The sequence below is a fragment of the Mesobacillus maritimus genome (assembly GCF_023715205.1).
In the GTDB taxonomy this organism is placed as follows: Bacteria; Bacillota; Bacilli; order Bacillales; family Cytobacillaceae; genus Mesobacillus_B; species Mesobacillus_B maritimus_C.
On sequence record NZ_JAMBNR010000007.1, the window covers coordinates 61,450 to 85,393 of the forward strand.

A 23,944-nucleotide genomic window follows, 5' to 3' on the forward strand; every position below is an offset into this window, starting at 1 on the left:
GGGAGGTTCGATATTATGTCTGTATTAGCTAAGAACAAAGGTTTTCAAGTTGTGACTTCTATGGAGGAGGCAAAAAATCCGATGTCTTCTAAAAAGATTGTTTATGATACCAAAGATTTAAATCTTTGGTACGGGGAAGATCATGCGTTAAAGAATATCAATCTGTCAATCTATGAAAATGAAGTGACTGCTATTATTGGGCCTTCTGGTTGTGGGAAATCCACTTATATTAAAACATTAAACCGAATGGTTGAATTGATTCCGGTAGTTCGGATTTCAGGAGAAATAATGTATCGTGAACGAAATATTCTCGACCATTCGTTTAAGGTAGAGGATTTACGAACAAGGGTTGGAATGGTGTTCCAGAAGCCAAATCCTTTTCCAAAATCTATCTATGAAAATGTTGCTTACGGACCAAAAATTCATGGAATTCGGGATAAAAAAACACTTGATGAGATTGTCGAGAAAAGCCTGAAAGGGGCAGCCATCTGGGACGAAGTTAAAGATCGTCTAAATGAAAATGCTTATGGTCTATCAGGCGGCCAACAACAGCGCTTATGTATCGCCCGAGCATTGGCGATTGAACCCGATGTCATTTTGATGGACGAACCAACCTCTGCACTTGACCCAATTTCTACCTTGAAAGTTGAAGAACTAGTTCAAGAGTTAAAAAAGGATTTCAGTATTATTATTGTGACTCATAATATGCAGCAGGCGGCCCGTATTTCGGATAAAACAGCCTTTTTCTTAAGTGGTGAAGTAGTAGAGTTTGGCAAGACGGACCAAATCTTCTCTACCCCTTTTGATAAGCGAACAGAAGATTATATCACAGGACGTTTTGGTTAAGACAATTCCTTTAAAAATATCCTATCGTGAGGTTAACAGGGGGTACAGGTATGGTAGTCAGAGAGAAATTTGAAGAAGAATTAAATCAGTTACAAACGAAGTTGATGGAACTTGGAAACTTTGCAGCAGCAGCACTTACTAAAGCATTAGAAGCTCTTGAAACAGGAAATGTCGAGTTAGCACTAAAAATCATTGAGGATGATGCATTAGCTAATATTCAAGAGGAAGAGATTAATGATCTAGCGATTCTTCTCATCGCTAAACAATCTCCTGTTGCAGTCGATTTACGCAGAATTATTGTAGCGATCAAAATTGCAAATGATATTGAAAGAATTGCAGATTTTGCCGAGAATATTGCCAAATCTGCCATTCGCATCGGGAAAGAACCTTTAGTCAAACCAATTGAACACATAAGACAAATGTACAACTTAACAACTAGAATGTTAGCTATGTCCTTAGAGGCGTTTGGTGAGGAAGATCTATCTAAAGCAAAACAAATTGCTGAATTGGATGACCAGGTAGACGATTTATATGGGCAAACCATCGTTGACTTATTGCAGCTAAATGCTACAAATCCACATCAGTCGCCGCAAATCACTCAGCTGCTATTTATCTGTCGATACCTTGAGAGAGCTGCAGACCATACAACGAATATTGCGGAGAATGTTTTTTATCTAGTTAAAGGCAAACGATATGATTTAAATAATTAAAAACATACTAGCATTTCACTTTGAAAAGTGCTATTATAGAAAAGTCGTATGAATGAAACAGGTTATGTTTGGAGGGAAATTAAATGCGTGTAAATATTACGTTAGCGTGCACAGAGTGCGGAGACCGTAACTATATTTCTAAAAAGAATAAGCGTAATAACCCAGATCGTCTTGAGCTGAAGAAATACTGCCCAAGAGAAAAGCGTGCAACTGTACATCGCGAAACAAAATAAGCAGCAGCGGGAATCTTCCCGGCTGCTTTTTTTATTGCCTTTTTTCGAAACTCTTTTCTTAAACTTATTGCTAATGTTTTGGCTTAATTTTAGACTGTAAATAGCAAACACCCACATATTTATTAATTTATTTTCACATTATAATGGTTTTCAAATTTACAACACTCTTTACGAGATGCAGTTTTTCGTAAAGAGTGTTGTAAAAACCTATAGCCGATTATAACGAAGTGGTATCCATTTCGTATGTCTAAAACTTGATTAGGGGGTTACATTAACAATGGATGGAAAATTGGAAATACGAGAAAAACTAAAGTCGGAATTAGCGAAGCTTGATTTACCGATTTATGAAGATTTATCCTACCAGATTGCTTTAAATCTATTTAATGATCTTGGTTGGAAGCAAGCAAAAACAATTGGAATTACTGTTTCAAGACCACCAGAAGTTGACACATTTCAAATTATCCGCAAAGCTTGGGAACAAGGAAAACAAGTAGTGATTCCAAAATGTTTACCAAAAACAAAAGAAATGGAATTTCGAATCCTTGAAAAGTTTAGTCAACTTGAAAGGGTTTATTTTAACCTGTATGAACCTATTGTAGATAAAACGAAAAAAGTGGATCCTAATCAGATTGATTTATTAATAGTGCCAGGTTTAGCTTTTAATTCAAGTGGTTACAGACTTGGGTTTGGCGGGGGGTATTATGATCGTTTTCTCAAGCATTATAATAATGAAACAGTTAGCTTAGCTTTCCCACAGCAACTGGTTGAAGAGATTCCAGTTGAAGCACATGATTTACCAGTTGGGAAAATTATCACTTCACAAGGAGTGTTCGTATGTGGAAGCTAGTTTAGGTTTAATATTCCTTGTTCTGATAGCGACTATGCTTGCTGTCAAATCTTCGTTTTTGAGCTGGTCAGGTGCTGCAATGGCTTTTCTTGTGGGTCTCTGTACAGCACTTGGCTTTGGAATAAAGGGGCTGTTGCTAATGGGGGCCTTTTTTCTAAGTTCTAGCCTTTTTTCAAAATATAAAAAGATAAACATGGTAGAGTTCCAACATATACATGAAAAAGGTTCAACTAGAGACTGGGCGCAAGTATTAGCGAATGGAGGTTTAGCAGCTTTAGCTGGTATTTGCTCCATTTTATCGTCAGATTCTATTTATTTAATGGCTTTTGGGATTGCATTAGCTAGTTCAAATTCGGATACTTGGGCTTCTGAATTAGGTTCATTAAGTAAGAAACAACCAATCTCAGTTAGGGGATTTAAAGTAGTAGCTTCGGGGACTTCTGGTGCAATTTCCTTTGTTGGAACAATGGCAGGTTTATTGGGTGCATTGTTTATTGCTGTACTTTCACTTCTTCTATTTGAAACCAATACTAAAATGTTTTTCTTTATTGTTGGTTTTGGATTTATTGGCATGTTAATTGATACTTTATTGGGTGCTTTTCTTCAGGCAGAGTATCGATGTGCTAGATGCGGCTGTAGAACAGAAAAATTACTTCATTGCCATCAAGAGACAACCTTATCCAAAGGAAAAGCGTGGATGAACAATGATGTAGTAAACTTACTCTCTGGGTTACTGGCTGTTTTACTAGGAACGGCTCTTTATTAGCTCTAGACACCAGTCATGAAAACTTTTATGAAGGGGAAAAGATAATACTAAAAGGAGGAAATATATGAAAAACCGCGTGAATCGAGTTGTTTTAATTGGCACAGGGTTTGTTGGATCGAGCTATGCTTTTGCCATGCTGAATCAAGGTGTGGCAGAGGAATTCGTTATGATTGACCTAAATAAAGAAAAATCAGAAGGGGATGCAATGGATTTAAACCATGGTATGCCTTTTGCTCCAGCGCCTACGAAAATTTGGTTTGGAGGCTATAATGAATGTAAACATGCTGATATTGTCGTCATTTGCGCAGGTGCCAATCAAAAACCGGGAGAAACAAGACTTGATTTAGTAGAAAAGAATACAAAAATTTTCAAGGGGATTGTGCATGATGTGATGGAAAGTGGGTTTGATGGCATCTTTATCGTCGCAACGAACCCTGTCGATATCCTTACATATGCAGTTTGGAAGTATTCAGGATTGCCAAAAGAACGGGTGATTGGTTCAGGAACCATTCTAGACACCGCTCGTTTGCGTTTTTTATTAGGTGATTACTTTCAGATTGATACTAGAAATGTTCATGCTTATATTATTGGAGAACATGGTGATACGGAATTACCGGTATGGAGCCATGCAGATATTGGCGGAAAACCAGTAAATACGATTATTAATGAACAAGAAGAATATATGCAAGCGGATTTGGATCAGATTTTTATAAATGTCCGTGATGCGGCTTATCATATAATTGAACGCAAAGGTGCAACCTATTATGGGATTGCTATGGGGCTTGTTCGACTTACAAAAGCAATCTTGCAGAATGAAAACTCTATATTAACTGTATCCGCATACATCGATGGAGAGTACAATCAAGAGGATTTGTACATTGGTGTACCGGCAATTGTGAATCGAAGTGGAATTAGGGAAGTTGTGGAATTGACATTATCGGATGACGAAATGAGCAAGTTCCGCCATTCTGCCGAGGTTCTTAGGGAAATAAAAAATTCGGTTTTTCCTTCATAATTGAGTCATCTTTGTTCAAGGCACTTTCTCAACCATGTTGCTTCTGAAGGAAAAAGACCACTAATTGAAATAGGGGATAAAAAAAAGCTAATTTTTTAAAAATGAGCTTCCAAACCCCGTTTGATCCAAAGAAACAGCTATTATTGCGTTAAAATCTGCTTAAGAATTTTAATAACCGTTTTTCCGGAAACAGCCTTCAAGAATAAAACATGAAATGGATAAAATATTAATTCTTTCCACAAAATAGTTGTGGAGGGATGAAAATAATGAAAAAAATGGTCTCGATTTTTCTTTTAAGCTTTGCAGGATATTTTATCTATCAAAACCGTTATAAGGTCATGAATAGCATCCTAGGGAACGCTTTAATTAGGAGGTTTGCAATTGGCTCTCTATTAGGAATCCCAGGGATACGACAGAAAATATTTCAAACAGTCTTTTCAGGACCAACTGAGTTTAGATAATGCAGTTATAAACGATTGTTGAATCACAAAGTTAAAATTGTTAGTGAACAGTTTCTGTAGCAAAATAACCTAATATAAGAGTTTAACTTAAGGAAAAGGCCTATTTGGGTCTTTTTCTTTGGAGTTTTTTTCAAACTTTGTTGCTAATTTTAAACATACAGAATCGCTAGTATATCGTTAAAATCGGCTTAAGGATTTTAACAACAATCTTTACGAAACAACCTTTTCTTTTATCTTTGTTTCGCTTAACGGTTCTTTCCTATTTAGTTTATAATAAGATTTAATTGAAGCGTACTGAGAAGAAGAAGGAGGGGAAAAGTTGAATTTAGAAACCGAAAAGCTATTCTGGCAGGCAGTCCACTTCTTAATCGTGAAAAAGCATTATCGAATCCTACAAATCTCAAAGAATCACCAAGAGGTCTGGTTGGAAAAAACAGAAAATAAAGAATCCCCGATTATACGGCTTTTACATACCGATCTGGATTGGAGCAATAGGCTTAAAACTGATATTGAAATGGTTGCATTAAATGGTGAGAGATTAAGAAAACGGTTGGTAAGAGGGCAACTGAACATTACGAATATATATTTTGTCCCACTCCCTCCCGTGGATGATTATGAACACTTATTAACAAATCCTTATATCCCCGCAGGAAAGCGTAAAATTAAAGTGACAAGCTTTATAGTGGATGAAGCGAAGCGGCACATTTCTTTAAATCACTTACGTTCTGTGTTCGGCAAAGAGCTAGTCTTTGATGAAAACCTTAATAACGATATTGAGATTGAAATACATAGGTTGAGGCATGAGGCAATTTCTATTGCTGCAACGCGTGCAAAGGCTGAAGAATCTGTTTTTGAATCTGGGAAACCTCTACTCACATATTTTTTTATTATCGTCCAGGTCATCATTTTTGCCTTAATGGAATTACAAGGTGGAAGTACACAAACTTCAACATTAATTCAGTTTGGGGCGAAATTTAATCCGTTGATCATCGAAGGTGAATGGTGGCGGTTTTTGACGCCGATGTTTTTACATATAGGTTTTTTACATTTATTAATGAATTCAATGGCTCTGTATTATTTAGGTCCTTTGGTTGAACGAATCTATGGGAATATTCGATTTTTGTTCATTTATATATTTGCTGGTTTTGCCGGTGTTTTAGGTAGCTTTATTTTTAGTACGAATCTTTCCGCTGGTGCGAGTGGAGCAATATTTGGTTGTTTTGGTGCGTTGCTTTATTTTGGTGTCGTTTTTCCTAGATTATTTTTTCGTACTTTGGGAGTAAATATATTAATTGTCCTCGCGATAAACTTGATGTTTGGCTTTACAGTGCCAGGGATTGATAATGCTGGCCATATTGGGGGATTAATCGGGGGCTTTGCCGCAGCTGGAATCCTACGCTTTCCTAAAAAAAGAAAGTATGGTACACAAATTCTTTATTTTGTTGGGACCGCTGTAATTGTAATGGCTATGCTTCAATATGGATTTAGCGGCTCTGCTTCCGTGGTTGATAAACAATCTATCATAATCTTGGCTCAAGACTATATTCAAGGGGAAGAGTACGATAAAGCTCATAAAGTTTTAAGTGAGTTTCATGAGGTAGAAGAGGATTCAACTGAAATCTTATTTCTCCTATCATTCACAGAGATTAAACGAAATAATCTTGATGATGCGAAGGATCAACTTCATCGAGTCATTGAGTTAGATCCTAATTTTCATGAAGCTCATTATAATTTAGCTTTAGTCTATCTAGAGGAAAATTCGTTGGAGAACGCGAAAACCTACGCTGAGAATGCAGTTAAGATAGAACCGAAACGTGATGATTACCAGGAACTTGTTGAAAATATTGATGCTTTTATTCAAGTGAATCAGGGAAATTAGGGAAAACAGGAGCAAAGACTGTCATATCTAGACACTCTTAGTTCCTGTTTTTTTGGTTTTTTATTAGCGATACTCATTTCTGTCAAGCTTCCATCTAGTCCAGTTCGAGAAGTATGTTTTTATTTCTGTGTGGCTATGATGGGAAAGGAGCATGGAAAAATTTAGTTAATGCTAGATAAATGAGACTCGAGGTGGATTATGGAACAAAAAAATAAACATCCTGTTCACGCGGATATCAAAAAAAATGTCGAGTTTTTAAAAGAATCACTAGGGGTAGATAAAAGCTTTGATATGATTCAACTCGATGTTAATTATGCGGATACGGATATGTCCTTATTTATGGTGGATGGCTTTGCAAAAGACGATATTATGCACTTATTAATGAAGTTCTTGGCCAAGTTAGAGCCTGGAGATTTAGATAATGATACTTTATATAAGCTTTTACATAGGTATATTCCGTATATTGAGCTTGAAACTTCTGACGATTTAGATGCGATTACAGATAAAGTATTAGCGGGACCTACCGTTCTCCTTGTTGATGGTCTGACTAAAGCTATTATCATTGATGCTCGAACATATCCTGTCAGAGGTCCTGAAGAACCGGATACGGAAAGAGTTGTCAGAGGCGCGCGCGACGGATATGTGGAAACCATTGTGTTTAATACAGCTTTAACAAGAAGAAGAGTACGTGACCGAACATTACGGATGGAATATATGCAGGTAGGTCGACGCTCCAAAACAGATATCGTGGTTTGTTATATTGAAGATATTGCCGATCCCGAAATGGTTCAGCAGGTTAAAGATTCGATTGGAAAAATTGATACAGATGGATTACCAATGGCAGAGAAAACAATTGAAGAGTATATTTCTGGTCGTCATTGGAATCCTTTTCCAACCGTTCGATATACAGAGAGACCTGATACAGCAGCGGTTCACCTTTATGAGGGACATGTTTGCATTATTACCGATGGCTCACCCAGTGTAATGATTACGCCAACAACTTATTGGCATCATATGCAACATGTTGAAGAGTATCGAAATAAACCATTTGTAGGTGCTTACTTACGGATGGTCCGTTATATGCTTGTATGGGCATCTGTTTTCCTATTGCCTTTATGGTACTTACTCGCTTCAAACCCCAATTTATTGCCTGAGCAATTTTCATATATTGGGATAAATGATCCTGGGAAAATTCCAATGTTTGTGCAATTTATGATTATAGAGATAGGTTTAGATGGTTTAAGGATGGCTGCTATCCATACACCGACCGCCCTTGCTACTGCGCTAGGTCTTGTTGCCGCATTAATGATTGGTCAAGTGGCTGTAGAGGTGGGTTTACTCACTAACGAAGTGATTTTATATTTCTCGGTCGCTGCAATTGGTACATTTGCGACCCCAAGTTATGAAATGAGTCTAGCGAATAGACTTGCAAGGATGTTTTTGTTAATTACTACAGCAGCCTTTGGAGTGGGTGGGTTTGTTGTAGGAGTTTTATTATTTATCATTTATTTAGTCCGAATGAATTCTTTCGGCATTCCATATTTATGGCCTTTTATGCCATTTAATTGGAAATCCTTCCGAGATGTTATTATTCGCGCACCAATCCCTTTGAAGAAGGGGAGACCAAAAGTTTTACACCCTAAAGACCCTGACCGTTAAAAACCCATCACTCTAGTTTCCTTACTTGAGAAGAAGGCTGGTATCGATTATACTTATTAAATGTAAAATTGTTCACAAGATGAGAGGAATGAACGTGAAGACAATCTACGATATCCAGCAACTTTTAAAAAGATTTGGTACTTTTATTTATATTGGAGACCGAATTGCAGACTTGGAACTTATGGAAGCGGAACTAAAAGAATTGTACAACTCACAATTAATTGAAACAGCTGATTTTCAGTCGGCCATAATGTTATTACGACATGAGATTCGATTGGAAAGAGAAAAACGACAAACAAGGAACTAGGTGGGCAAAATGACGGAAAAATGGTTAATTGGTGTGGATTTAGGCGGAACGACGATAAAAATGGCGTTTATCAATTTTTATGGAGAGATTTTGCATAAATGGGAAATACCGACGGATGTTTCCAATGAAGGAAAAAACATTACCACGGATATCGCCAATTCCATCGATGAAAAATTATCTGAGGTAGGTAAGACAAAGAGTCAGGTTCTTGGAATTGGAATTGGTGCACCTGGCCCAGTGAACTTGGATAACGGAAATATTTACGAAGCCGTTAATCTTGGGTGGAAAGAAGAATATCCTTTAAAATCCCTACTTGAAAGTGAAACTACATTACCAGTTGTTGTCGATAATGATGCCAATTGTGCTGCCTTGGGTGAAATGTGGACAGGGGCCGGAAATGGTGCTGGCGACATTGTTTGCGTGACACTTGGTACAGGCGTAGGTGGAGGAGTTATCACGAATGGAGATATCGTCCATGGAAAGAGCGGTGCGGCTGGTGAAATTGGCCATATCACTTCTATTGCCGATGGAGGTGCGCCATGTAATTGTGGGAAAACTGGTTGCCTTGAAACCATTGCATCAGCTACGGGCATTGTCAGAATGGCAATGGAAGAATTAAAACAGTCAAAATTAAATGGACGCTTGCGCTCGATTTTTAATGAAGAAGGGAAAGTTTCAGCAAAAGATATCTTTGATGCTGCAAGAGATGGTGACCAGCTTGCGAGTACTGTTGTTGATAAGGTCGCTTTCCATCTAGGGATGGCGCTGGCTAACATCGCGAACACTTTAAATCCTGAAAAAATCGTTCTAGGTGGTGGTGTATCTAGAGCAGGTTCAATTTTACTTGATGCTGTAACGGAGAACTTCCAGCGATTCTCTTTCCCGCGAGTGGCCAAATCAACAGAAATCTCAATCGCAATATTAGGAAATGATGCTGGTGTGATTGGATCTGCTTGGTTAGTGAAAAATAGAATAGCCGAATGATTCGACTATTAGAGTGTCCTTATTGGACACTTTTTTTGTGATGATACAAATATTGTTTTTGTAATCCGTGAGATAATTTCACTGTTAATAAAAGAAGATATATCTTAGCAAAATATTTTTTTGGAAACTTGAAACATTATTAACTTGTATACGTTATATATAAGTAATGGGAAAAAGGGAGGGGGACTGTTTGATTGAGCATTTAAATCGCCTCAACATAAAGGAAACTAGACGCTCTATATATTTTCTATGTTTGTTCTTAATGATAGGTATTTTAGTAGGATGTGAAAAAGAAAAAATAACGCACCCTCATGTAGAGTCTAGTCATCTTCCTTTTTCAAAGGTTAATCCAGGTCCCGCTTTTTTGGGGAAAGAGGTTATTCCAATTCAAACTTTAGAAGGTACTTTCTCTGAAATTGTTGGGTGGCTCTCAAATCAAAGTATTTTGTACATAACAAATTTGGGTCAAGAATCTTACTTATATGCTTATGATTTATCAACTGGTAAGAGTTCATTGGTTTATCAGACTGAATTTCCAATTGTAACTGCTGATATAAGTCCTCAAAGGAAAAAAATCCTCATTCATACTGCCCCTTCTAGTTATACAGGAAAATTGACAGTGATTGAGACTGATGGCAAGCTTTTATATGAAACGGACATAGAATCAATTGAATTATCTTTTTCATGGAATGGTGAAAGCGAGCAGAAACTTCTTGTTACAGCTTTCTACGAAGATTGGAGTTATCGTACATTTATTTTGGATACTGAGATCAAAGAGATCAGTGAAATCGATTTGCCACAACCGTTTTTAGAATGGCCTAAAGATAATGAGATTCTCTATTTGGATTGGGAGGAAGAAAATATCAGCTTGACCGCTCCCCTTGTTAAAAAGAATATAATTACTGGCAAGGAAGAAGTCGTCTTAGCAGCCGGACATTATCTTGACTTTATTGATCAAAGCGTTTTGGTTGTAAGTGCGGACCAAGATAATGACAAGCAAGCTAACTATGTTGTAATGGATCAAAACTATAATGAAATAAGCTCTTTTCATGCTCCGCAATTATCGGTTTTCTCTGGATGGCTAGTCCCTTATTACGACGTTCTAGAAAGTTTGTCTTCTCTCTTATACCTTCGGCCTTATAAAAGTGGGGAGGCTGATGTTTATAATGAAGGGTTCACTCTTACAGAACGTTCTTTTGAGGATGGAAATGAGACAATCCTAATGGAGCAAGTAGAAAATGAACCATTAGAATGTTCGCCGAATGGTGCTATGTGCCTTTACGGCTACCAATTAGAGAAAATCATTGATTTAAAAGAACGGGAAATAATAAATTTGCTTGATTACTAAACAAAGGAGATTGATTATGGCTATCGTAGATGTTACTGTTATTCCGATAGGAACAAAAACGCCAAGTGTGAGTTCGTATGTGGCAGATATTCAGAAACTGCTTATGCAATATGAGCAACAAGGAAAGATTCGGTTTCAGCTTACGCCGATGAATACGATTATTGAAGGAGAGCTTCCGGTTTTATTTGAGGTCATTCAAGCAATGCACGAAGCGCCGTTTGCTAAGGGGATTTTTCGAGTAGCAACCAATATCCGTATCGATGATCGCCGAGATGTTTCAAGGGAAATGGAAGATAAAGTAGCGAGGGTCAAGAGTTTACTTGAATAAGATAAAATACAAAAGGACTGCCTATAGGCAGTCCTTTTTAGGTTCGTAATTATTTACATAACTTTAGTGTGCAATTGGGTAACCGCTATAAATAACCGTCATAATTGTAAACCAACCAAAAACAAGCAGACTACCCCCGCCAAAAACAATTCCTAGTACGTTTTTGTTTTTTAATGCAGAGAAAGTGCCGTAAGCTGCAAGAATTGTTACTAATGCAAAAATAATGACCAGTCCCATTCAAAATCCCCCTTTTACATAATAGTAAGCTTCGTTAATGATGGTAAGGATTAACCCTTATGTAGATAATAGCTTATATTCGATACTATTTTATAGTTTTTTCTGCCATTTGTCGAGGTCTAAAAAGGACACCTTGCAATTATAAGCAGAAGCGATTCGCTCCATTAAGCCTGTGAATTGTCGATCAACAAAGAAAATTTCAACAAAATCTAGCGCCGTTTGTAGAACGAGATGTTCTTCAATCTGAATCTTAGCCATTTCGATTGCTTCCAAATCATCGCCAAACAGAGTGAATGCGGCAATTAATTCTTCATATAAGTATACCCATTTTACACCTGCAAAACCATAGTCAAAAGAAGCATGAACTACTTGACCATTATGGATAAGAACAAGCGAGTGGATTGATTCTAATGCATCCGCTTCTTCGAGTATAGATTGTGCTATTTCTGCGTCTTCTTTGGTTTGGTAAATATAAACGGAGTCAACACTTTCAATTAATGATAAATTGTGGCTAAGAAGGTATTCAAATTCTTCAATTTCAGATATTAAAGGTTTCGCTTCTACACCATAGGCTCTTTCCATGAACCATCACCTTCCATTTGTTTTGTGACAAGGTTTATCTCTATGTTGGTAATAGTGTAGAATAGAAATAGGATTACATCAACACAAATGGAGGTATTCATATGAACTGGTTCCCAATGCCGTTAGGGCCTTTACAGACTAACTGTTATATTCTCTCTAATTCGGATGGCCGTTGTTTAATAGTTGATCCTGGTGAAGAGCCTAATAAAGTTATTCATTACATAAATCAAAAAAAACTTCAGCCAAAAGCAATTTTATTAACGCACGCACATTTTGACCATATCGGAGCTGTAGATGCAATAAGAGATCAATACTCTATTCCGGTTTATATCCATAACAAAGAAAAAGAATGGTTATCTGATCCGGAACGAAATGGTTCTCAATTCTTCTTACCAGGGCAAGGAATTACTGCTAGGGAAGCGGATCACATTATCATGAATGAAATGGAAATGAACATAGAGGGGTTTACGTTCAAGGTATTTGAGACACCAGGACATTCTCCAGGCAGTATTTCGTTTTATTTTAAAGATGTTGCTCTAGTTGTTTCGGGGGATGCATTATTCCAGGCTAGTATTGGTAGAACAGACCTACCAGGAGGGAATCATGATGAATTATTAAGAAGCATACATAATAAACTTCTTGTTTTACCAGAAGAGACTGTTGTCCTTCCAGGTCATGGTCCAGCAACGACAATTGGACATGAAATGGATTCGAACCCATTTTTAAACGGATTTTAACGAGCGTGATACTTTAGTTACTTCTCCTTAATAGCGGAAATACTTTTCGTGAAAAAATGGGGGATAAAAGGCAAATAAAAAAACCCTTCAGGCGGAAGGGTTTTTTTAGGGATTAACTGTTTAAATAGGGAAGGATAAGCTTTTGTAACTAAATTTAGGATACAATACACAAAACACTACGTCAATAGTGGAAAATGAACAGGGAGTTATTTTTTATGATTGCGATTCTAAAAGAGTTCATTGACAAAAGTCCCAATAGATTGATTTCTTATGCAGACTTTATCGAATATGCCCTTTATCATCCTCAACAAGGCTATTATATGAAAGACGAATTAAAGATTGGGCGTTCGGGAGATTTTATCACCACGAGCAATATTTCTTCGATTTTTGGTAAAATCATTGCGAAATGGTATGCGAGCCATTATCAAAAACTTCACTTGCCTGCTCGTTTTTGTGAGATTGGTGGAGGAAATGGTAGATTTGCGAAAGCTTTCATTGAAGCGTGGAGGCAGTATGCGAATGAACCGATAGAGTATATAATTATTGACTCAAGTCCTTTTCATCAAAAACTGCAAAGAGAATGTTTACAAGAATTTAGAGAAGAGGTATCACAACTTAAGAATGTCGAAGAGCTCGATCACTTTGAAGGGCTCGTTTTTTCAAATGAACTATTTGATGCACTTCCCGTGCATGTCATTAAGAACGAAGATGGTATTCTCTTCGAGGTGATGATTACTAATAAGGAAGACAAGCTAGTGGAGGTGCTAACACCACTTGAAAATTCGAACATTTTAGCTTACATCCAAAGACATAGCTTAAAGCTAAAGAACGGATATCGTATTGAAATTCCACTCGTAATGGGAGAAATGGTGCAACGTCTTAGCCAAGCGGTTACTACAGGTCTTGTGATGACGGTTGATTATGGGTATACCGATGAGGAGTGGCAACAGCCAGAAAGAAGAGATGGGAGTTTAAGAGGTTATTATCAACATCAAATGTATTCAGATGTGCTACAAAACCCTGGATTAATGGATATTACAAGTCATGTTCCATGGAGCCTTTTTATTCGTGAAGGAGAAGAGAGTGGGTTTGAAATAATAAATAAATATCGACAAGATGAGTTTTTGTTAAAGCTAGGCATTCTGGATGAATTAGCGGAAAGTTTTGACCCTAATCCCTTTTCAGAAAAAAGTAAGCATAATCGGGCAATTAAAAGTTTGATTTTACCTGGTGGAATCAGTAGTTCATTTCAAATTTTGTTTCAGGGGAAAGGGTTAAAGTTTGCTGAATCGGAGTTATTTTAGAAAATGAAAAAGCGATGGATAAGCTCCATCGCTTTTGTTGGGTCTTAATGTCCTGCTCCTGGCACCATCAAGAAAGTGGTGTAGTAAGTAAATCCTGCGAAGAAAATCGTTAAGTATGCTCCGAAGATATAAAGATACGTTCGTTCGGAAAGTTTTAAATAACTTAGAAGCAGGAAGAACCCTGTTTGCCCAAAGAAAAGCAAGGACGCTGTATACATATCCCCTACAAAAAACATGACTGCGAAAATACCTGTCCAGAATCCTAGCACTCTGTACATCCGATCCATAGCCATCCCTCCTTTTACCTTACAGTCCAACACATACCAATTATAATGGAAAGAGGAGGGAAAAGTAAATAAACTTTGTTAATGCGTGACCAATGCTTGATAGGTACAGGATTCACAGCCCGCAATTAGGTTCTCTTTCTCGATTAATTCAATATCCCCAAATAATGATTCAAACATTCCCCGAAGGAACTCTACATGCATATTGCACACTGTTTCAGGATGTTCCTCAGCAACTTCTTTAAATGGGCAGTTAAAAATTTGAAAATAAATTTTTGTTTGTTCTTCGTTTGCCTCAAATTCTGGATAAAAACCAGCTAAAGTAGCCGCACCTTTAACGATATTTAATTTTTGCTCAAAAGAGAGGTCTTTCGTTTGTTGGTGTTGACTGGCAAGTTCTTGATCAATAAGTTCAGCACCGAGACGTTTTCCTGTCATATACAGCGCCTTTTTTCCTTCAGTTCCAAGAGACATCATGGTAATCATCGCGATTTTTGAGAGCAGTTGATAATCACGGTAAGGGAAGTTTAGTTGAATCACATCTTCTGATAATCGGTATAGTCGACTTGGACGACCACCTTTACCGGTTTTTTTCGTTTCTGAAACGAGCATGTTCACATCCTCGAGTTTTGATAAGTGAAGCCTTGCGACGTTAGGATGTATCTCAAAATTTTCGGCGATTTCTTGGACTGTTACGTCTTTGTGTCGTTTTGTAATATACTGATAAATATAATAGCGTGTGGGATCTGATAAAACACTTGTTATTTTCAATGTTTGTTCCACTATGCTCACCTCAGAGAACTTGAATTTTCTTTATTATAATACAGTGTAAAATGAGGTTAACACTGTTTCCACTATATGTTTAGAAAATGTTCACAACTAAATGGCAAATTGATGAACGGTACTTGATTTTTAATTGTCACTATTTAGTCAAAAATATTTAAAAAGGAGCGCAGGAAGGGAGGAGGAAAAAGTAGAATTTATCGGTATCAAAGAGAGGTGGTGTTTATAATTGCTCAACCAATTCAAGCTTTAGCAGATCAAATTATAAAAGATGCAATCGAAAAAAGAGCATCGGATATCCATATTGTCCCACTAGGGAAAGATATGGTGATAAAATTTCGCCTCGGAAATCAACTCCTGCAAAGATTCACCTTGAAAAAAGCTGTATGTGACCGTTTAGTTTCGCATTTTAAGTTTATCTCCTCGATGGATATTGGCGATAAACGCCGACCGCAAAGTGGTGCATACACATATAGCTATGAAGGTACAGAAGTTGGACTTCGAATATCGACCCTTCCAGCAGCTAAGAGCGAGAGCATGGTCATTCGTCTTCTTCCTCAACAACAGCAAATTCCCTTTTATCAATTAAGTTTATTTCCAACTACCTCAAGAAAGCTAATATCCCTTATTAAGCATGCACATGGATTAGTGATTTTCACCGGTCCAACAGGTAGCGGGAAGTCAACGACTCTCTATTCTCTTCTTTCTGAAGCTTCAAATTTAATCAAACGACATGTTATTACCCTAGAAGACCCAATTGAATTGCATAGCGACCAAATACTCCAAATCCAAGTTAATGAAAAGGCCGGGATATCTTATGCCTCTGGTTTAAGAGCAATCCTTCGTCATGACCCTGACATTATTATGGTGGGAGAAATTCGCGATCAAGAAACGGCTGAAATTGCTGTACGCGCTGCACTCACTGGCCACCTTGTGTTAACTACTATGCATACTAGAGATGCTAAAGGGGCTATTGCTCGTCTTCTCGAATTTGGGGTGAATTGGCTGGAAATTGAACAAACCTTGATTGCAGTAACTGCACAAAGGCTTGTCGAACTTACATGTCCATATTGTAAAGAAGAGTGTCCGCCATACTGTTATTCATTAGGAAGTGGCAAAAGAGGGAGTGTCTTTGAAATCCTTAGCGGCCGTTCTTTGACAGCTGCTTTAAATCAAGCCAAAGGAATCGTGGAAGATGCTCCGCATAAGACGTTAAAGGATGCGATATTAAAGGGAATAGCACTTGGTTTTATTAAGGAGGAAGAATATCAGAGGTGGGTTTTAGATGAGCAGAGTTACTAAATGGTCTGTGCAGGAGCAAGCCCAATTTTTACGAAGAGTAGGCGAACTATTATCCAGAGGCTATCCAATTGCCGAGGCAATTGATTCTTTATCTTTTTATCTTGAGTCTAGACGTCAAGTGGAAATTAGACGATGTCTGGGAAATCTAAAAGAAGGGTATCCATTCTATCAGGTACTAGCGGAATTAAAATTCAATAAAGAACTCATTAGTTATGTCTATTTTGCTGAGCAACATGGTGGACTAGCTAATGCTTTTATCGAGGCAAGTAGGCTTATTTCAAAAAGAGATGCTGATTATCGTAAGTTAAGAAATCTTTTGTCATATCCTCTGTTTCTTTTTATTTTAACTAGTCTCTTGTTTTATTTTGTTCAGGAGAGCCTGCTTCCCCGATTTTCAACTCTATATCAAAATATGAATGTTGAAGCTACAATCTTTAGTGAAATCCTTACCGTTGTTGGCTCTTCTATCCCTCTTCTTTTTTATTTCTCCTTGCTTCTTGTTGCAATTGGGATGATTTATTTTCATTTTGTTTTTAAAAAGTTTCCCATTCTTGTTCAAAGAGCAAGGCTTGTACGTACCCCTTTACTAGGAAAGCTATTGCGCTTGTTTTATTCTCATTTCTTTTCTTCACAATTGAGTTATTTACTAACTAGTGGAATGTCTGTGATGGAGGCATTGCAGGTGTTCGAAAACAACAATCATGAACGGTTCTCACTAGAAATCGGTAAAGGGTTAAAGGAACAACTTGCAACAGGAGTGGAGTTGGATTGCGCAATCAGAATGTATTCTTTTTTTGAGGAAGAGCTCGCTCGCATTGTAAGACATGGACAAGAAAACGGGAAGGTTGATTTAGAATTATCGATTTATAGTCATTATTGTCTCAGTCAGCTGGAAGTGAAGATGGAGAGAGGGATGAAAATTGTTCAGCCATTGCTGTTTAGTGTAATCGGTATTTTGATTGTTTCTCTTTATTTAGCCATCATGCTCCCGATGTTCCAGCTGATTCAAGGTATCTAAATAAAATCCAAAGGATGATGAATAATGAAAAATGAACATGGGTTCACTCTAATTGAAATGATGATTGTGTTACTTGTTATTTCGGTGTTGTTAATGATAACCGTGCCTAACATAACGAAGCATAATGCAACAATCAATAAAAAGGGTTGTGAAGCTTATGTAAAAATGGTAGAGGGCCAGGTACAAGCTTATAATATTGACCATAAAAAGTTACCAACCTCCATAACTGAGTTGGTATCAGGTGGCTACTTAAATGAAGGGGAAACCACTTGTCCTGATGGAAAAGTAATTTCCATTTCTGCGGGGAAAGTAGCAGTCGTTGACTGATTTGAATGATGAACAACAACAATGGCTTTACTCTAATCGAAACTTTAATTGTGCTTTCGGCATTTCTTGTTATTTCATTTTCTCCAGTCCTGATCTTTAAGCCTTCACAACAACTTCTCGAAAGTCAGTCGTTCCTTGCTCAATTACAATCGGACCTTTTATATGCTCAGCAATATGCAATCTCCCATCAAGTTGAAGTGAGCGTACATATTGCTCATGAGTCTAATTATTACTATATAAGGACAAAACCAACCAGTCCGGCATTAATTGAAAGAACTTATCCCGCAACTATTCGAATTCAGCCTGATACTTTAAGGCAACTCTATTTTCAATATATGCCTGACGGAAACATTAATCGCTTTGGTTCATTTGTTATTGAAGTTGGACCAAAACGATACAGAATGATGTTATTACTAGGAAAGGGGAGGTTTTATGTTATCGAGGCATGAGGGCTTTTTTCTAGCTGAACTCCTTCTTTCCCTATCTGCATGGCTTGTTATGGCAAGTGTAGTTCTGCCAATAACAATTCATTTAATTGGTCAATCGGTTGATTTGCGTAGAGAAACAGAGGCTCTTCATCTATTGTATGATCGCTTAAAATTGATGAAGGTACAAGGGCATAATTATGTTGAAGCTGAGGTCACGGAGTTAAACGGTGTGATTTATCGTTTTCATAATGTTGAGACTATAGATGGAATGGAAACAGAGGTGTGCGTGGATTTTGATGGTAATTTTCGCGAAGTCAAAACAAAATGCGTGCTTGCAAAATGAAAAGGGTTTTACATTGGCAGAAATGCTCATTTCCTTTATGGTGTTTTGCATGCTAATGTCTTTTTTCCCTCCCGCCATGAAGCTTTTATTAAATTTTAATAGCATCGATCAAAGTATTCAAAGGTTAGAATGGGAAGTATTTCATAGTCAAGTAAAAAAAGAAGTGCGCTCTGCTAGTATTATTACAGTTGAGAGAGACAAGGTTCTTCTACAACTGAATAATGATACTATTTTATACGAAAAATACGGCTCCAACCTGAGAAGAAGAGTAAACTTCGCAGGGCATGAGATTCTGCTTCAAAATGTTAAAACGGTAAATTTTGAGAAGGTAGCTAAAGGGTTTCAAATTCATATCCAGGATGTTCATAATACAACTTATTCTGGAACCGTTTGGTCCTACGTTCAGATGGAGTAAAGGATGTATAATGAAAAAGGATACACTTATCCATTATCGCTAGGTGTTTTAGCGTTGTTTAGTTTTTTGTTACTCATAATGATGGAGCAATATTTAATGGAGAAAAGGTTTTATCAAGAAACTGAGACGATCCTATTGGGGGAGTATTATTTACAAGTTGCGATTATAGAGATCGAGGACCTATACAATAAGGGAGATTTTCCTCAATCGGGGCAGATTGCTTTTTCAAGTGGGAAAGTGAATTTTGTCCGACGGGACCTTTCCCAAGTATTAATGGAGGTTACGTTATCATTAACACTAGATACAAATGAACAGTGGACTGCGATTGCTCATTATGATAAGGAAAAACAAAAAATTGTGAAGTGGTATGAAAAGAATTAATTAGTAGCTTATGCACTCAGTTTAATTAAGGGGTTTTTGGTTAAACTGTTAAGGAATAAGGTAGGTGCATTGGGTATGAAAACAAATGATTATGTAAAATATTTAACAGAGACAGTTGTAAAGTATGCGGATCAGCCGAAAGAAGAAAGAGTTAAATTAAAAGTAGAGCGGAAATTGGAGAAATCTCCATTTCTTTTTCGGTGGTTTGGAATATTACCATATGCATTTTTGCTATTAATCAAGCGCCGTAAACATTAAAACTCATCTAAAAACCCGGCTTTTTCCACAAAAGCCGGGTTTTTTATGGTTGTTTAAAAATTAAAATCGTTGTTGACCAGTCGAAGCGCTCCAGGCCATACGCCGCTGGGCAGGTTGCTTCCGCTTTTCTTTTTATATTGCTTGGTCTGTTAGGTAGAAGAGGCCTCCGTTAATGACGGATATATTGATTTTTGGTTCATATTGTAGCTTTAAGGCTTGCTTTTCAATTTCGTAACTGTCTGTATCGTCGATTTCTTTGTAAAAATGATCTAACAAGTCTTTGTCCTTCTTCCAGCGCTGTCTAGCTTCTTCAGCCCAGGTATGGTCTTCTTCATTAATTTGTGTTTTTAATAAATTTTCAATCCTCATTACTCCACTTTTAGGTTTTATTAAAGGGGAGAGGGTGAACGCATAATCTGGTATTTTTGGCGTTAATGATAATGATAGAATTTGGTCATGAAAGTCAGGAACCATCCGTCCATTGATCATCTGCAAGCCAATCGATTGATATATATCCCGTTTACGATCACACTGATATGAAATTTTGACATTTAAACAAAGCCAAGGAAGCAAAGGGGTCTGCCTACCTGGAGACCCTTGTTTGTTTTCGTATAATCGGATATAACCTGCAAGCTTCTTTGTTGATGTGAAAATTTGATGGAGCCGAGGAGAGCCAAAGTGTATGTTCTCGCCTTTCACATCTTCAGGAGTTTTTGGCGCGTCCGTTACAAGAGTTAGTTGCATCGGTTGGGGAATGCCACCTGTTTTCTCTAAATAATGCCAGTAAAAAGGACGATTCATTAACTCCTTATCCATTTCTTCCGTTAGTTGGACTGTCATATAGCTTGGTTCTGACTTTACAAATTCGCAATGGTTAGCTTCAAAGTATCTAAGGAGAAAATCATGTATTTCCTGTTGCTGCATGTCCATCCCCTTCTCTCATTTCTTCTGCAAATTGGATCATTGATGTAAGGTTGTCCATTTTAATTTTTATTTCACCTTCAGAAGAAGACTGACTGAAAATGTCAACTAAATGGTCTTCGACTTTCCCAACATCAAGTCTTGTTAGGATATCGTCCAAGTCGCCAATGACTTTTTCAAATAAGTTGATTTTTTCATACAGGAGTTTAAGGATATGATCTTCCACAGTGTTTTTGATGGCAAAATTATAAATTTTTACATCCTTTTCTTGACCAAGACGGTGAATTCTCCCAATTCTTTGTTCAAGTCTCATTGGGTTCCATGGTAAATCAAAATTTATAATATGATGACAGAATTGCAGATTGATTCCTTCTCCTCCAGCTTCTGTGGCAATTAACACCTGTGCTCTTTTTTCAAATAACTCTCTCATCCAATCTTTTTTTCCACGCTTGAAACCACCCCGGAATGGGACAGAGCTAATGCCATGTTGTTGAAGAAACCATTGAAGATACAATTGGGTTGCTCGGTATTCTGTAAATATAATGACTTTGTCACCAATTTCTTGTATTAACTCTAGTGTTTTTGCAGCTTTCGAATTTGTTGTGACGGCTTCCACTTTCTTGATAATCGATGCGATTTTTCCTTCGAAAATTGCTGAAGGAGTTTCCTGGCGTTTAATCATATTCTTTAGAGTGTAGTAAACAGCTTCCCGGCTGCTACACGCTTCACGTTGTAACGTCATTATTGAAAAAGAGCTTGCAGATGGTAAATGTGTATCTTCTGTTAGCGTTCGGATACTGTTGTATAGATCTTGTTCTTCTTTAGTAAACTCAATTGGGATTGTCTCTACATGACGTTTTGTCCATTCGATCCCTGTATCTTCACGTCTGTTTCGGATCATAACCTTATTTACAAGTTCTCTTAAGTGCTCATCATCATCAATTGATCGTGCATCCTTTTTATATTTACCATAGAAGGCGGATTCACTTCCAAGATGACCAGGCTTTAATAAACTGACCAGGTTGAAAATTTCTGACACTCGATTTTGGATAGGAGTGGCGGTTAACAGCAAACAAAATTTCTTTTTTAAATTTTGGACAAACTCATAGTTTTTCGTTTTACTGTTCTTCAGTTTGTGGGCTTCATCAATGATGACCATGTCATAATTTTGTTCGTAAATAATATCGCGATGTGGATTCCGTTTAGCGGTATCAATTGACGAAACGACAACGTCGCAACTTTCCCATACATAGCTTTTCCTTTGAGCCACCGCTGGAATAAAGAATTTTGAATTAAGCTCCATTACCCATTGTGAAACAAGGGAGGCAGGTACAAGGATTAAGGCCTTCTTCACCAAACCTCTAATCATATATTCTTTTAATATAAGTCCTGCTTCAATTGTTTTTCCCAATCCCACTTCATCAGCAAGAATGGCTTTTCCATTCATGTTTTCGACTACTTGTTTCGCAACTTCAAGCTGATGAGGTAAAGGAGTTAGTTGTGAAAGGTGCTTTGGTGCTTGTAAGCCTTCAAATTCAGGAATGATGGTTTGTTTTTCTACTTCAATAGCAAGCTTATACAATTCCCAGCTCCCCCATGGGCCATCATTATCCATTCTGTTTAAAAGTTCATCTTGCCATGAGGAATCAAAGGTTATTTGAACCGTCAAAATGCCCACTCCTTTTTAATAGAGAATTATATTGCCGAAACTAGCTTAAAAATGGTAGGATGGGATTAGATTTAATGTTTTGAAATTTACTACAATATGAAAATGAAATAGCTGAAGATTTGGTGTTTATTTTATAGCATACCCTCATAGAGGGGAATTTATAATTGCGGATGATGGCAAGGGGAGAGACTACAATTGTAGCGCCGAAGGAGCAAGCATGAATGTGTGAATCTCTCAGGCAAAAGAACACTTGCTTGACGCAGCTCTGGAGAGTGCTCCTACTATAAGGAGCCACCAAAGGGGAAAGCCTTCTAAAAGGTAAACTTTCAGGTGAAAGGACAGAGACCTTCTTAAGAACAAGGGGGTGCTCTGTCCTTTTTTGATGCTTGTGAGCTTAGAAACACTAAAATTGATTCAGTCTAAACAAAATGGAGGGGGTAGTCTGATGGGGGAATTAAAACGAACTCCGCTATTTGAGGTTTATAAAGAATTTGGTGGAAAAACAATTGATTTCGGTGGTTGGGAATTGCCTGTTCAGTTTTCAGGAGGAATTAAGGAAGAACATGAAGCTGTTAGAACAAGGGCGGGTCTCTTTGATGTTTCTCATATGGGAGAATTTGAACTAAAAGGTGCAGATAGTTTAGCCTTTCTCCAAAAAATGATGACAAATGATGTTTCCAAATTAAAGATAAATGGTTGTCAATATACTGCGATGTGTTATGAAAATGGTGGTACAGTTGATGATCTGATTATTTATAAACTAGCGGAGAATCATTATCTACTTGTTGTAAATGCTGCGAATATCGAAAAGGATTTTGACTGGATAGAAAGTCATCTAGCTGGTGATATCCAGCTGAAAAACATTTCTGAAACTATTTCTCAGCTAGCTATTCAAGGACCTGCTGCGCAACAGATTCTCCAGAAACTTGCTGGCGATTATGATCTTGGCGAGATCGGCTTCTTTCAATTTAATAAAGAAGTATCATTGAATGGAAAAGTCGCTCTCCTTTCAAGAACGGGTTACACAGGAGAAGATGGTTTTGAGATTTATTGTAATCCTGAGGATGCGCCAAGTTTGTGGAGAGAGATCATCGAAGCTGGACAAGATGAAGGAATTCTTCCTTGTGGACTAGGTGCAAGAGACACGCTTCGCTTTGAAGCGAATCTTGCATTGTACGGGCAAGAACTTTCTCCGGAGATATCTCCATTAGAGGCTGGTATAGGGTTTGCTGTTAAATTGAATAAAGAAGAAGACTTTATTGGTAAAACGGCCTTAAAGCTTCAAAAAGACGATTTGCCAAGAAAACTCGTTGGCATTGAAATGTTAGAACGAGGAATCCCTCGTCATGGATATACTGTGCTTAAAGATGGAAACAAGGTTGGCGAAGTGACTACAGGTACACAATCTCCTTCGCTAAAGAAAAATATAGGTTTAGTTTTATTAGAAAAAGATTACACTTCAATTGGTACTGAGTTAGAAGTGGAAATCCGAGGTAAAAGGCTAAAGGCCGTTGTAGTGAAAACACCATTTTATAAACGTGAGAAAAAATAAACCACGGGAGGAGAAACGAA

Annotated in this window: 29 protein-coding genes, 1 pseudogene and 1 riboswitch; of the genes and pseudogenes, 24 read left to right on the forward strand and 6 right to left on the reverse strand. The window is 37.5% G+C overall.

Annotation, left to right across the window (positions count from 1 at the left end; genetic code table 11):
- Positions 1 to 90: 90 nt before the first annotated feature.
- The 13 genes and pseudogenes from pstB to M3182_RS11425 all read left to right on the forward strand — a co-directional run.
- Positions 91 to 846 (forward strand): annotated as a pseudogene (gene pstB / locus M3182_RS11365) (phosphate ABC transporter ATP-binding protein PstB); the annotation flags it as partial.
- Between the two features lie 50 nt (positions 847 to 896).
- A complete protein-coding gene (gene phoU, locus M3182_RS11370; protein ID WP_251430470.1) occupies positions 897 to 1,556 on the forward strand; it encodes a phosphate signaling complex protein PhoU in 660 nt (219 codons plus the stop codon).
- A gap of 83 nt (positions 1,557 to 1,639) precedes the next feature.
- Positions 1,640 to 1,789, forward strand: coding sequence for a 50S ribosomal protein L33 (gene rpmG / locus M3182_RS11375; RefSeq protein WP_251430469.1), 150 nt, complete (start codon positions 1,640 to 1,642; stop codon positions 1,787 to 1,789).
- Positions 1,790 to 2,066: 277 nt separating this feature from the next.
- Positions 2,067 to 2,636: a 5-formyltetrahydrofolate cyclo-ligase gene (locus M3182_RS11380; protein ID WP_251430467.1), complete on the forward strand. Its 570-nt coding sequence runs from the start codon at positions 2,067 to 2,069 to the stop codon at positions 2,634 to 2,636.
- On the forward strand, positions 2,626 to 3,402 hold the full coding sequence (locus M3182_RS11385) for a DUF92 domain-containing protein (RefSeq protein WP_251558151.1): 777 nt from the start codon (positions 2,626 to 2,628) through the stop codon (positions 3,400 to 3,402). The genes M3182_RS11380 and M3182_RS11385 overlap by 11 nt, the downstream gene beginning before the upstream one ends.
- Before the next feature lie 64 nt (positions 3,403 to 3,466).
- Positions 3,467 to 4,417: an L-lactate dehydrogenase gene (locus M3182_RS11390; protein ID WP_251558153.1), complete on the forward strand. Its 951-nt coding sequence runs from the start codon at positions 3,467 to 3,469 to the stop codon at positions 4,415 to 4,417.
- A 266-nt stretch (positions 4,418 to 4,683) separates the two neighbouring features.
- Complete coding sequence (locus M3182_RS11395) at positions 4,684 to 4,878, forward strand: hypothetical protein (protein ID WP_251430459.1); 195 nt, start codon at positions 4,684 to 4,686, stop codon at positions 4,876 to 4,878.
- Positions 4,879 to 5,197: 319 nt separating this feature from the next.
- The gene (locus M3182_RS11400) at positions 5,198 to 6,757 is read left to right on the forward strand and encodes a rhomboid family intramembrane serine protease (protein WP_251558154.1); all 1,560 of its coding nucleotides are present in this window, start codon (positions 5,198 to 5,200) and stop codon (positions 6,755 to 6,757) included.
- 198 nt (positions 6,758 to 6,955) lie between these two features.
- Positions 6,956 to 8,416 carry a spore germination protein gene (locus M3182_RS11405; protein WP_251430452.1) on the forward strand — a complete coding sequence of 487 codons (1,461 nt, stop codon included), beginning with the start codon at positions 6,956 to 6,958 and terminating at the stop codon, positions 8,414 to 8,416.
- A gap of 94 nt (positions 8,417 to 8,510) precedes the next feature.
- Complete coding sequence (locus tag M3182_RS11410) at positions 8,511 to 8,723, forward strand: YqgQ family protein (protein ID WP_251430449.1); 213 nt, start codon at positions 8,511 to 8,513, stop codon at positions 8,721 to 8,723.
- 9 nt (positions 8,724 to 8,732) lie between these two features.
- Positions 8,733 to 9,707, forward strand: a complete 975-nt coding sequence (locus M3182_RS11415; RefSeq protein ID WP_251430446.1) for an ROK family glucokinase — start codon at positions 8,733 to 8,735, stop codon at positions 9,705 to 9,707.
- Between the two features lie 190 nt (positions 9,708 to 9,897).
- Positions 9,898 to 11,055, forward strand: coding sequence for a YqgU-like beta propeller domain-containing protein (locus M3182_RS11420; RefSeq protein WP_251558156.1), 1,158 nt, complete (start codon positions 9,898 to 9,900; stop codon positions 11,053 to 11,055).
- Positions 11,056 to 11,071: 16 nt separating this feature from the next.
- A complete protein-coding gene (locus tag M3182_RS11425) occupies positions 11,072 to 11,383 on the forward strand; it encodes an MTH1187 family thiamine-binding protein (protein WP_251430440.1) in 312 nt (103 codons plus the stop codon).
- Between the two features lie 63 nt (positions 11,384 to 11,446).
- Here M3182_RS11425 and M3182_RS11430 read toward each other — a convergent pair whose 3' ends face one another.
- Complete coding sequence (locus M3182_RS11430; RefSeq protein ID WP_251430437.1) at positions 11,447 to 11,620, reverse strand: DUF2759 domain-containing protein; 174 nt, start codon at positions 11,618 to 11,620, stop codon at positions 11,447 to 11,449.
- A 90-nt stretch (positions 11,621 to 11,710) separates the two neighbouring features.
- Positions 11,711 to 12,202, reverse strand: coding sequence for a hypothetical protein (locus M3182_RS11435; protein WP_251430434.1), 492 nt, complete (start codon positions 12,200 to 12,202; stop codon positions 11,711 to 11,713).
- A 101-nt stretch (positions 12,203 to 12,303) separates the two neighbouring features.
- Between M3182_RS11435 and M3182_RS11440 the strand changes: the two genes are divergently transcribed.
- Both M3182_RS11440 and M3182_RS11445 read left to right on the forward strand, forming a co-directional pair.
- The gene (locus M3182_RS11440) at positions 12,304 to 12,939 is read left to right on the forward strand and encodes an MBL fold metallo-hydrolase (protein ID WP_251430432.1); all 636 of its coding nucleotides are present in this window, start codon (positions 12,304 to 12,306) and stop codon (positions 12,937 to 12,939) included.
- A gap of 215 nt (positions 12,940 to 13,154) precedes the next feature.
- Positions 13,155 to 14,243 (forward strand): class I SAM-dependent methyltransferase, encoded by a 1,089-nt coding sequence (locus M3182_RS11445; RefSeq protein ID WP_251558158.1) that lies wholly within the window; start codon positions 13,155 to 13,157, stop codon positions 14,241 to 14,243.
- A 44-nt stretch (positions 14,244 to 14,287) separates the two neighbouring features.
- On the opposite strand, the gene M3182_RS11450 is transcribed toward M3182_RS11445, so the two are convergent.
- Both M3182_RS11450 and M3182_RS11455 read right to left on the reverse strand, forming a co-directional pair.
- A complete protein-coding gene (locus M3182_RS11450) occupies positions 14,288 to 14,530 on the reverse strand; it encodes a DUF2626 domain-containing protein (RefSeq protein ID WP_251430428.1) in 243 nt (80 codons plus the stop codon).
- A 78-nt stretch (positions 14,531 to 14,608) separates the two neighbouring features.
- Complete coding sequence (locus M3182_RS11455; protein WP_251430426.1) at positions 14,609 to 15,310, reverse strand: helix-turn-helix transcriptional regulator; 702 nt, start codon at positions 15,308 to 15,310, stop codon at positions 14,609 to 14,611.
- Between the two features lie 225 nt (positions 15,311 to 15,535).
- On the opposite strand from M3182_RS11455, the gene comGA reads away from it, so the two are divergent.
- The 8 genes from comGA (at position 15,536) to M3182_RS11495 (ending at position 19,782) form a co-directional block, all read left to right on the forward strand.
- On the forward strand, positions 15,536 to 16,612 hold the full coding sequence (comGA, locus tag M3182_RS11460; protein ID WP_251430549.1) for a competence type IV pilus ATPase ComGA: 1,077 nt from the start codon (positions 15,536 to 15,538) through the stop codon (positions 16,610 to 16,612).
- Entirely contained in the window at positions 16,596 to 17,630 is a 1,035-nt protein-coding gene (comGB, locus tag M3182_RS11465; RefSeq protein ID WP_251558160.1) for a competence type IV pilus assembly protein ComGB, read from the forward strand. The genes comGA and comGB overlap by 17 nt, the downstream gene beginning before the upstream one ends.
- A 24-nt stretch (positions 17,631 to 17,654) precedes the next feature.
- Complete coding sequence (gene comGC / locus M3182_RS11470; RefSeq protein WP_251430422.1) at positions 17,655 to 17,957, forward strand: competence type IV pilus major pilin ComGC; 303 nt, start codon at positions 17,655 to 17,657, stop codon at positions 17,955 to 17,957.
- Positions 17,958 to 17,962: 5 nt separating this feature from the next.
- A complete protein-coding gene (gene comGD, locus M3182_RS11475) occupies positions 17,963 to 18,406 on the forward strand; it encodes a competence type IV pilus minor pilin ComGD (protein WP_251558162.1) in 444 nt (147 codons plus the stop codon).
- Positions 18,390 to 18,728 (forward strand): hypothetical protein, encoded by a 339-nt coding sequence (locus M3182_RS11480; protein ID WP_251430417.1) that lies wholly within the window; start codon positions 18,390 to 18,392, stop codon positions 18,726 to 18,728. Before comGD ends, M3182_RS11480 begins: the two co-directional genes overlap by 17 nt.
- Positions 18,682 to 19,143 carry a competence type IV pilus minor pilin ComGF gene (comGF, locus tag M3182_RS11485; protein ID WP_251558235.1) on the forward strand — a complete coding sequence of 154 codons (462 nt, stop codon included), beginning with the start codon at positions 18,682 to 18,684 and terminating at the stop codon, positions 19,141 to 19,143. Before M3182_RS11480 ends, comGF begins: the two co-directional genes overlap by 47 nt.
- 3 nt (positions 19,144 to 19,146) lie before the next feature.
- The gene (gene comGG, locus M3182_RS11490) at positions 19,147 to 19,524 is read left to right on the forward strand and encodes a competence type IV pilus minor pilin ComGG (RefSeq protein WP_251430414.1); all 378 of its coding nucleotides are present in this window, start codon (positions 19,147 to 19,149) and stop codon (positions 19,522 to 19,524) included.
- A 75-nt stretch (positions 19,525 to 19,599) separates the two neighbouring features.
- A complete protein-coding gene (locus M3182_RS11495; RefSeq protein ID WP_251430411.1) occupies positions 19,600 to 19,782 on the forward strand; it encodes a YqzE family protein in 183 nt (60 codons plus the stop codon).
- Between the two features lie 132 nt (positions 19,783 to 19,914).
- Here M3182_RS11495 and M3182_RS11500 read toward each other — a convergent pair whose 3' ends face one another.
- Together M3182_RS11500 and M3182_RS11505 are read right to left on the reverse strand one after the other, a co-directional pair.
- Positions 19,915 to 20,706, reverse strand: coding sequence for a YqhG family protein (locus tag M3182_RS11500; RefSeq protein WP_251558164.1), 792 nt, complete (start codon positions 20,704 to 20,706; stop codon positions 19,915 to 19,917).
- Entirely contained in the window at positions 20,684 to 22,372 is a 1,689-nt protein-coding gene (locus M3182_RS11505; protein ID WP_251558166.1) for a DEAD/DEAH box helicase, read from the reverse strand. Before M3182_RS11505 ends, M3182_RS11500 begins: the two co-directional genes overlap by 23 nt.
- Positions 22,373 to 22,542: 170 nt before the next feature.
- Positions 22,543 to 22,632, forward strand: a riboswitch (glycine riboswitch).
- 185 nt (positions 22,633 to 22,817) lie between these two features.
- Between M3182_RS11505 and gcvT the strand changes: the two genes are divergently transcribed.
- Entirely contained in the window at positions 22,818 to 23,924 is a 1,107-nt protein-coding gene (gcvT, locus tag M3182_RS11510) for a glycine cleavage system aminomethyltransferase GcvT (protein WP_251558168.1), read from the forward strand.
- Positions 23,925 to 23,944 lie beyond the last annotated feature (20 nt).

Coding starts and splice junctions, on each gene's coding strand:
- M3182_RS11500 (WP_251558164.1), bottom strand. CDS start 20,706: ATGCAGCAACAGGAAATACATGATTTTCTCCTTAGATACTTTGAAGCT.
- M3182_RS11380 (WP_251430467.1), top strand. CDS start 2,067: ATGGATGGAAAATTGGAAATACGAGAAAAACTAAAGTCGGAATTAGCG.
- M3182_RS11395 (WP_251430459.1), top strand. CDS start 4,684: ATGAAAAAAATGGTCTCGATTTTTCTTTTAAGCTTTGCAGGATATTTT.
- rpmG (WP_251430469.1), top strand. CDS start 1,640: ATGCGTGTAAATATTACGTTAGCGTGCACAGAGTGCGGAGACCGTAAC.
- M3182_RS11445 (WP_251558158.1), top strand. CDS start 13,155: ATGATTGCGATTCTAAAAGAGTTCATTGACAAAAGTCCCAATAGATTG.
- M3182_RS11405 (WP_251430452.1), top strand. CDS start 6,956: ATGGAACAAAAAAATAAACATCCTGTTCACGCGGATATCAAAAAAAAT.
- M3182_RS11425 (WP_251430440.1), top strand. CDS start 11,072: ATGGCTATCGTAGATGTTACTGTTATTCCGATAGGAACAAAAACGCCA.
- comGD (WP_251558162.1), top strand. CDS start 17,963: ATGATGAACAACAACAATGGCTTTACTCTAATCGAAACTTTAATTGTG.
- M3182_RS11480 (WP_251430417.1), top strand. CDS start 18,390: ATGTTATCGAGGCATGAGGGCTTTTTTCTAGCTGAACTCCTTCTTTCC.
- M3182_RS11440 (WP_251430432.1), top strand. CDS start 12,304: ATGAACTGGTTCCCAATGCCGTTAGGGCCTTTACAGACTAACTGTTAT.
- M3182_RS11430 (WP_251430437.1), bottom strand. CDS start 11,620: ATGGGACTGGTCATTATTTTTGCATTAGTAACAATTCTTGCAGCTTAC.
- comGG (WP_251430414.1), top strand. CDS start 19,147: ATGTATAATGAAAAAGGATACACTTATCCATTATCGCTAGGTGTTTTA.
- phoU (WP_251430470.1), top strand. CDS start 897: ATGGTAGTCAGAGAGAAATTTGAAGAAGAATTAAATCAGTTACAAACG.
- comGB (WP_251558160.1), top strand. CDS start 16,596: ATGAGCAGAGTTACTAAATGGTCTGTGCAGGAGCAAGCCCAATTTTTA.
- M3182_RS11415 (WP_251430446.1), top strand. CDS start 8,733: ATGACGGAAAAATGGTTAATTGGTGTGGATTTAGGCGGAACGACGATA.
- M3182_RS11435 (WP_251430434.1), bottom strand. CDS start 12,202: ATGGAAAGAGCCTATGGTGTAGAAGCGAAACCTTTAATATCTGAAATT.
- M3182_RS11450 (WP_251430428.1), bottom strand. CDS start 14,530: ATGGATCGGATGTACAGAGTGCTAGGATTCTGGACAGGTATTTTCGCA.
- M3182_RS11390 (WP_251558153.1), top strand. CDS start 3,467: ATGAAAAACCGCGTGAATCGAGTTGTTTTAATTGGCACAGGGTTTGTT.
- M3182_RS11495 (WP_251430411.1), top strand. CDS start 19,600: ATGAAAACAAATGATTATGTAAAATATTTAACAGAGACAGTTGTAAAG.
- comGC (WP_251430422.1), top strand. CDS start 17,655: ATGAAAAATGAACATGGGTTCACTCTAATTGAAATGATGATTGTGTTA.
- comGF (WP_251558235.1), top strand. CDS start 18,682: ATGGTAATTTTCGCGAAGTCAAAACAAAATGCGTGCTTGCAAAATGAA.
- gcvT (WP_251558168.1), top strand. CDS start 22,818: ATGGGGGAATTAAAACGAACTCCGCTATTTGAGGTTTATAAAGAATTT.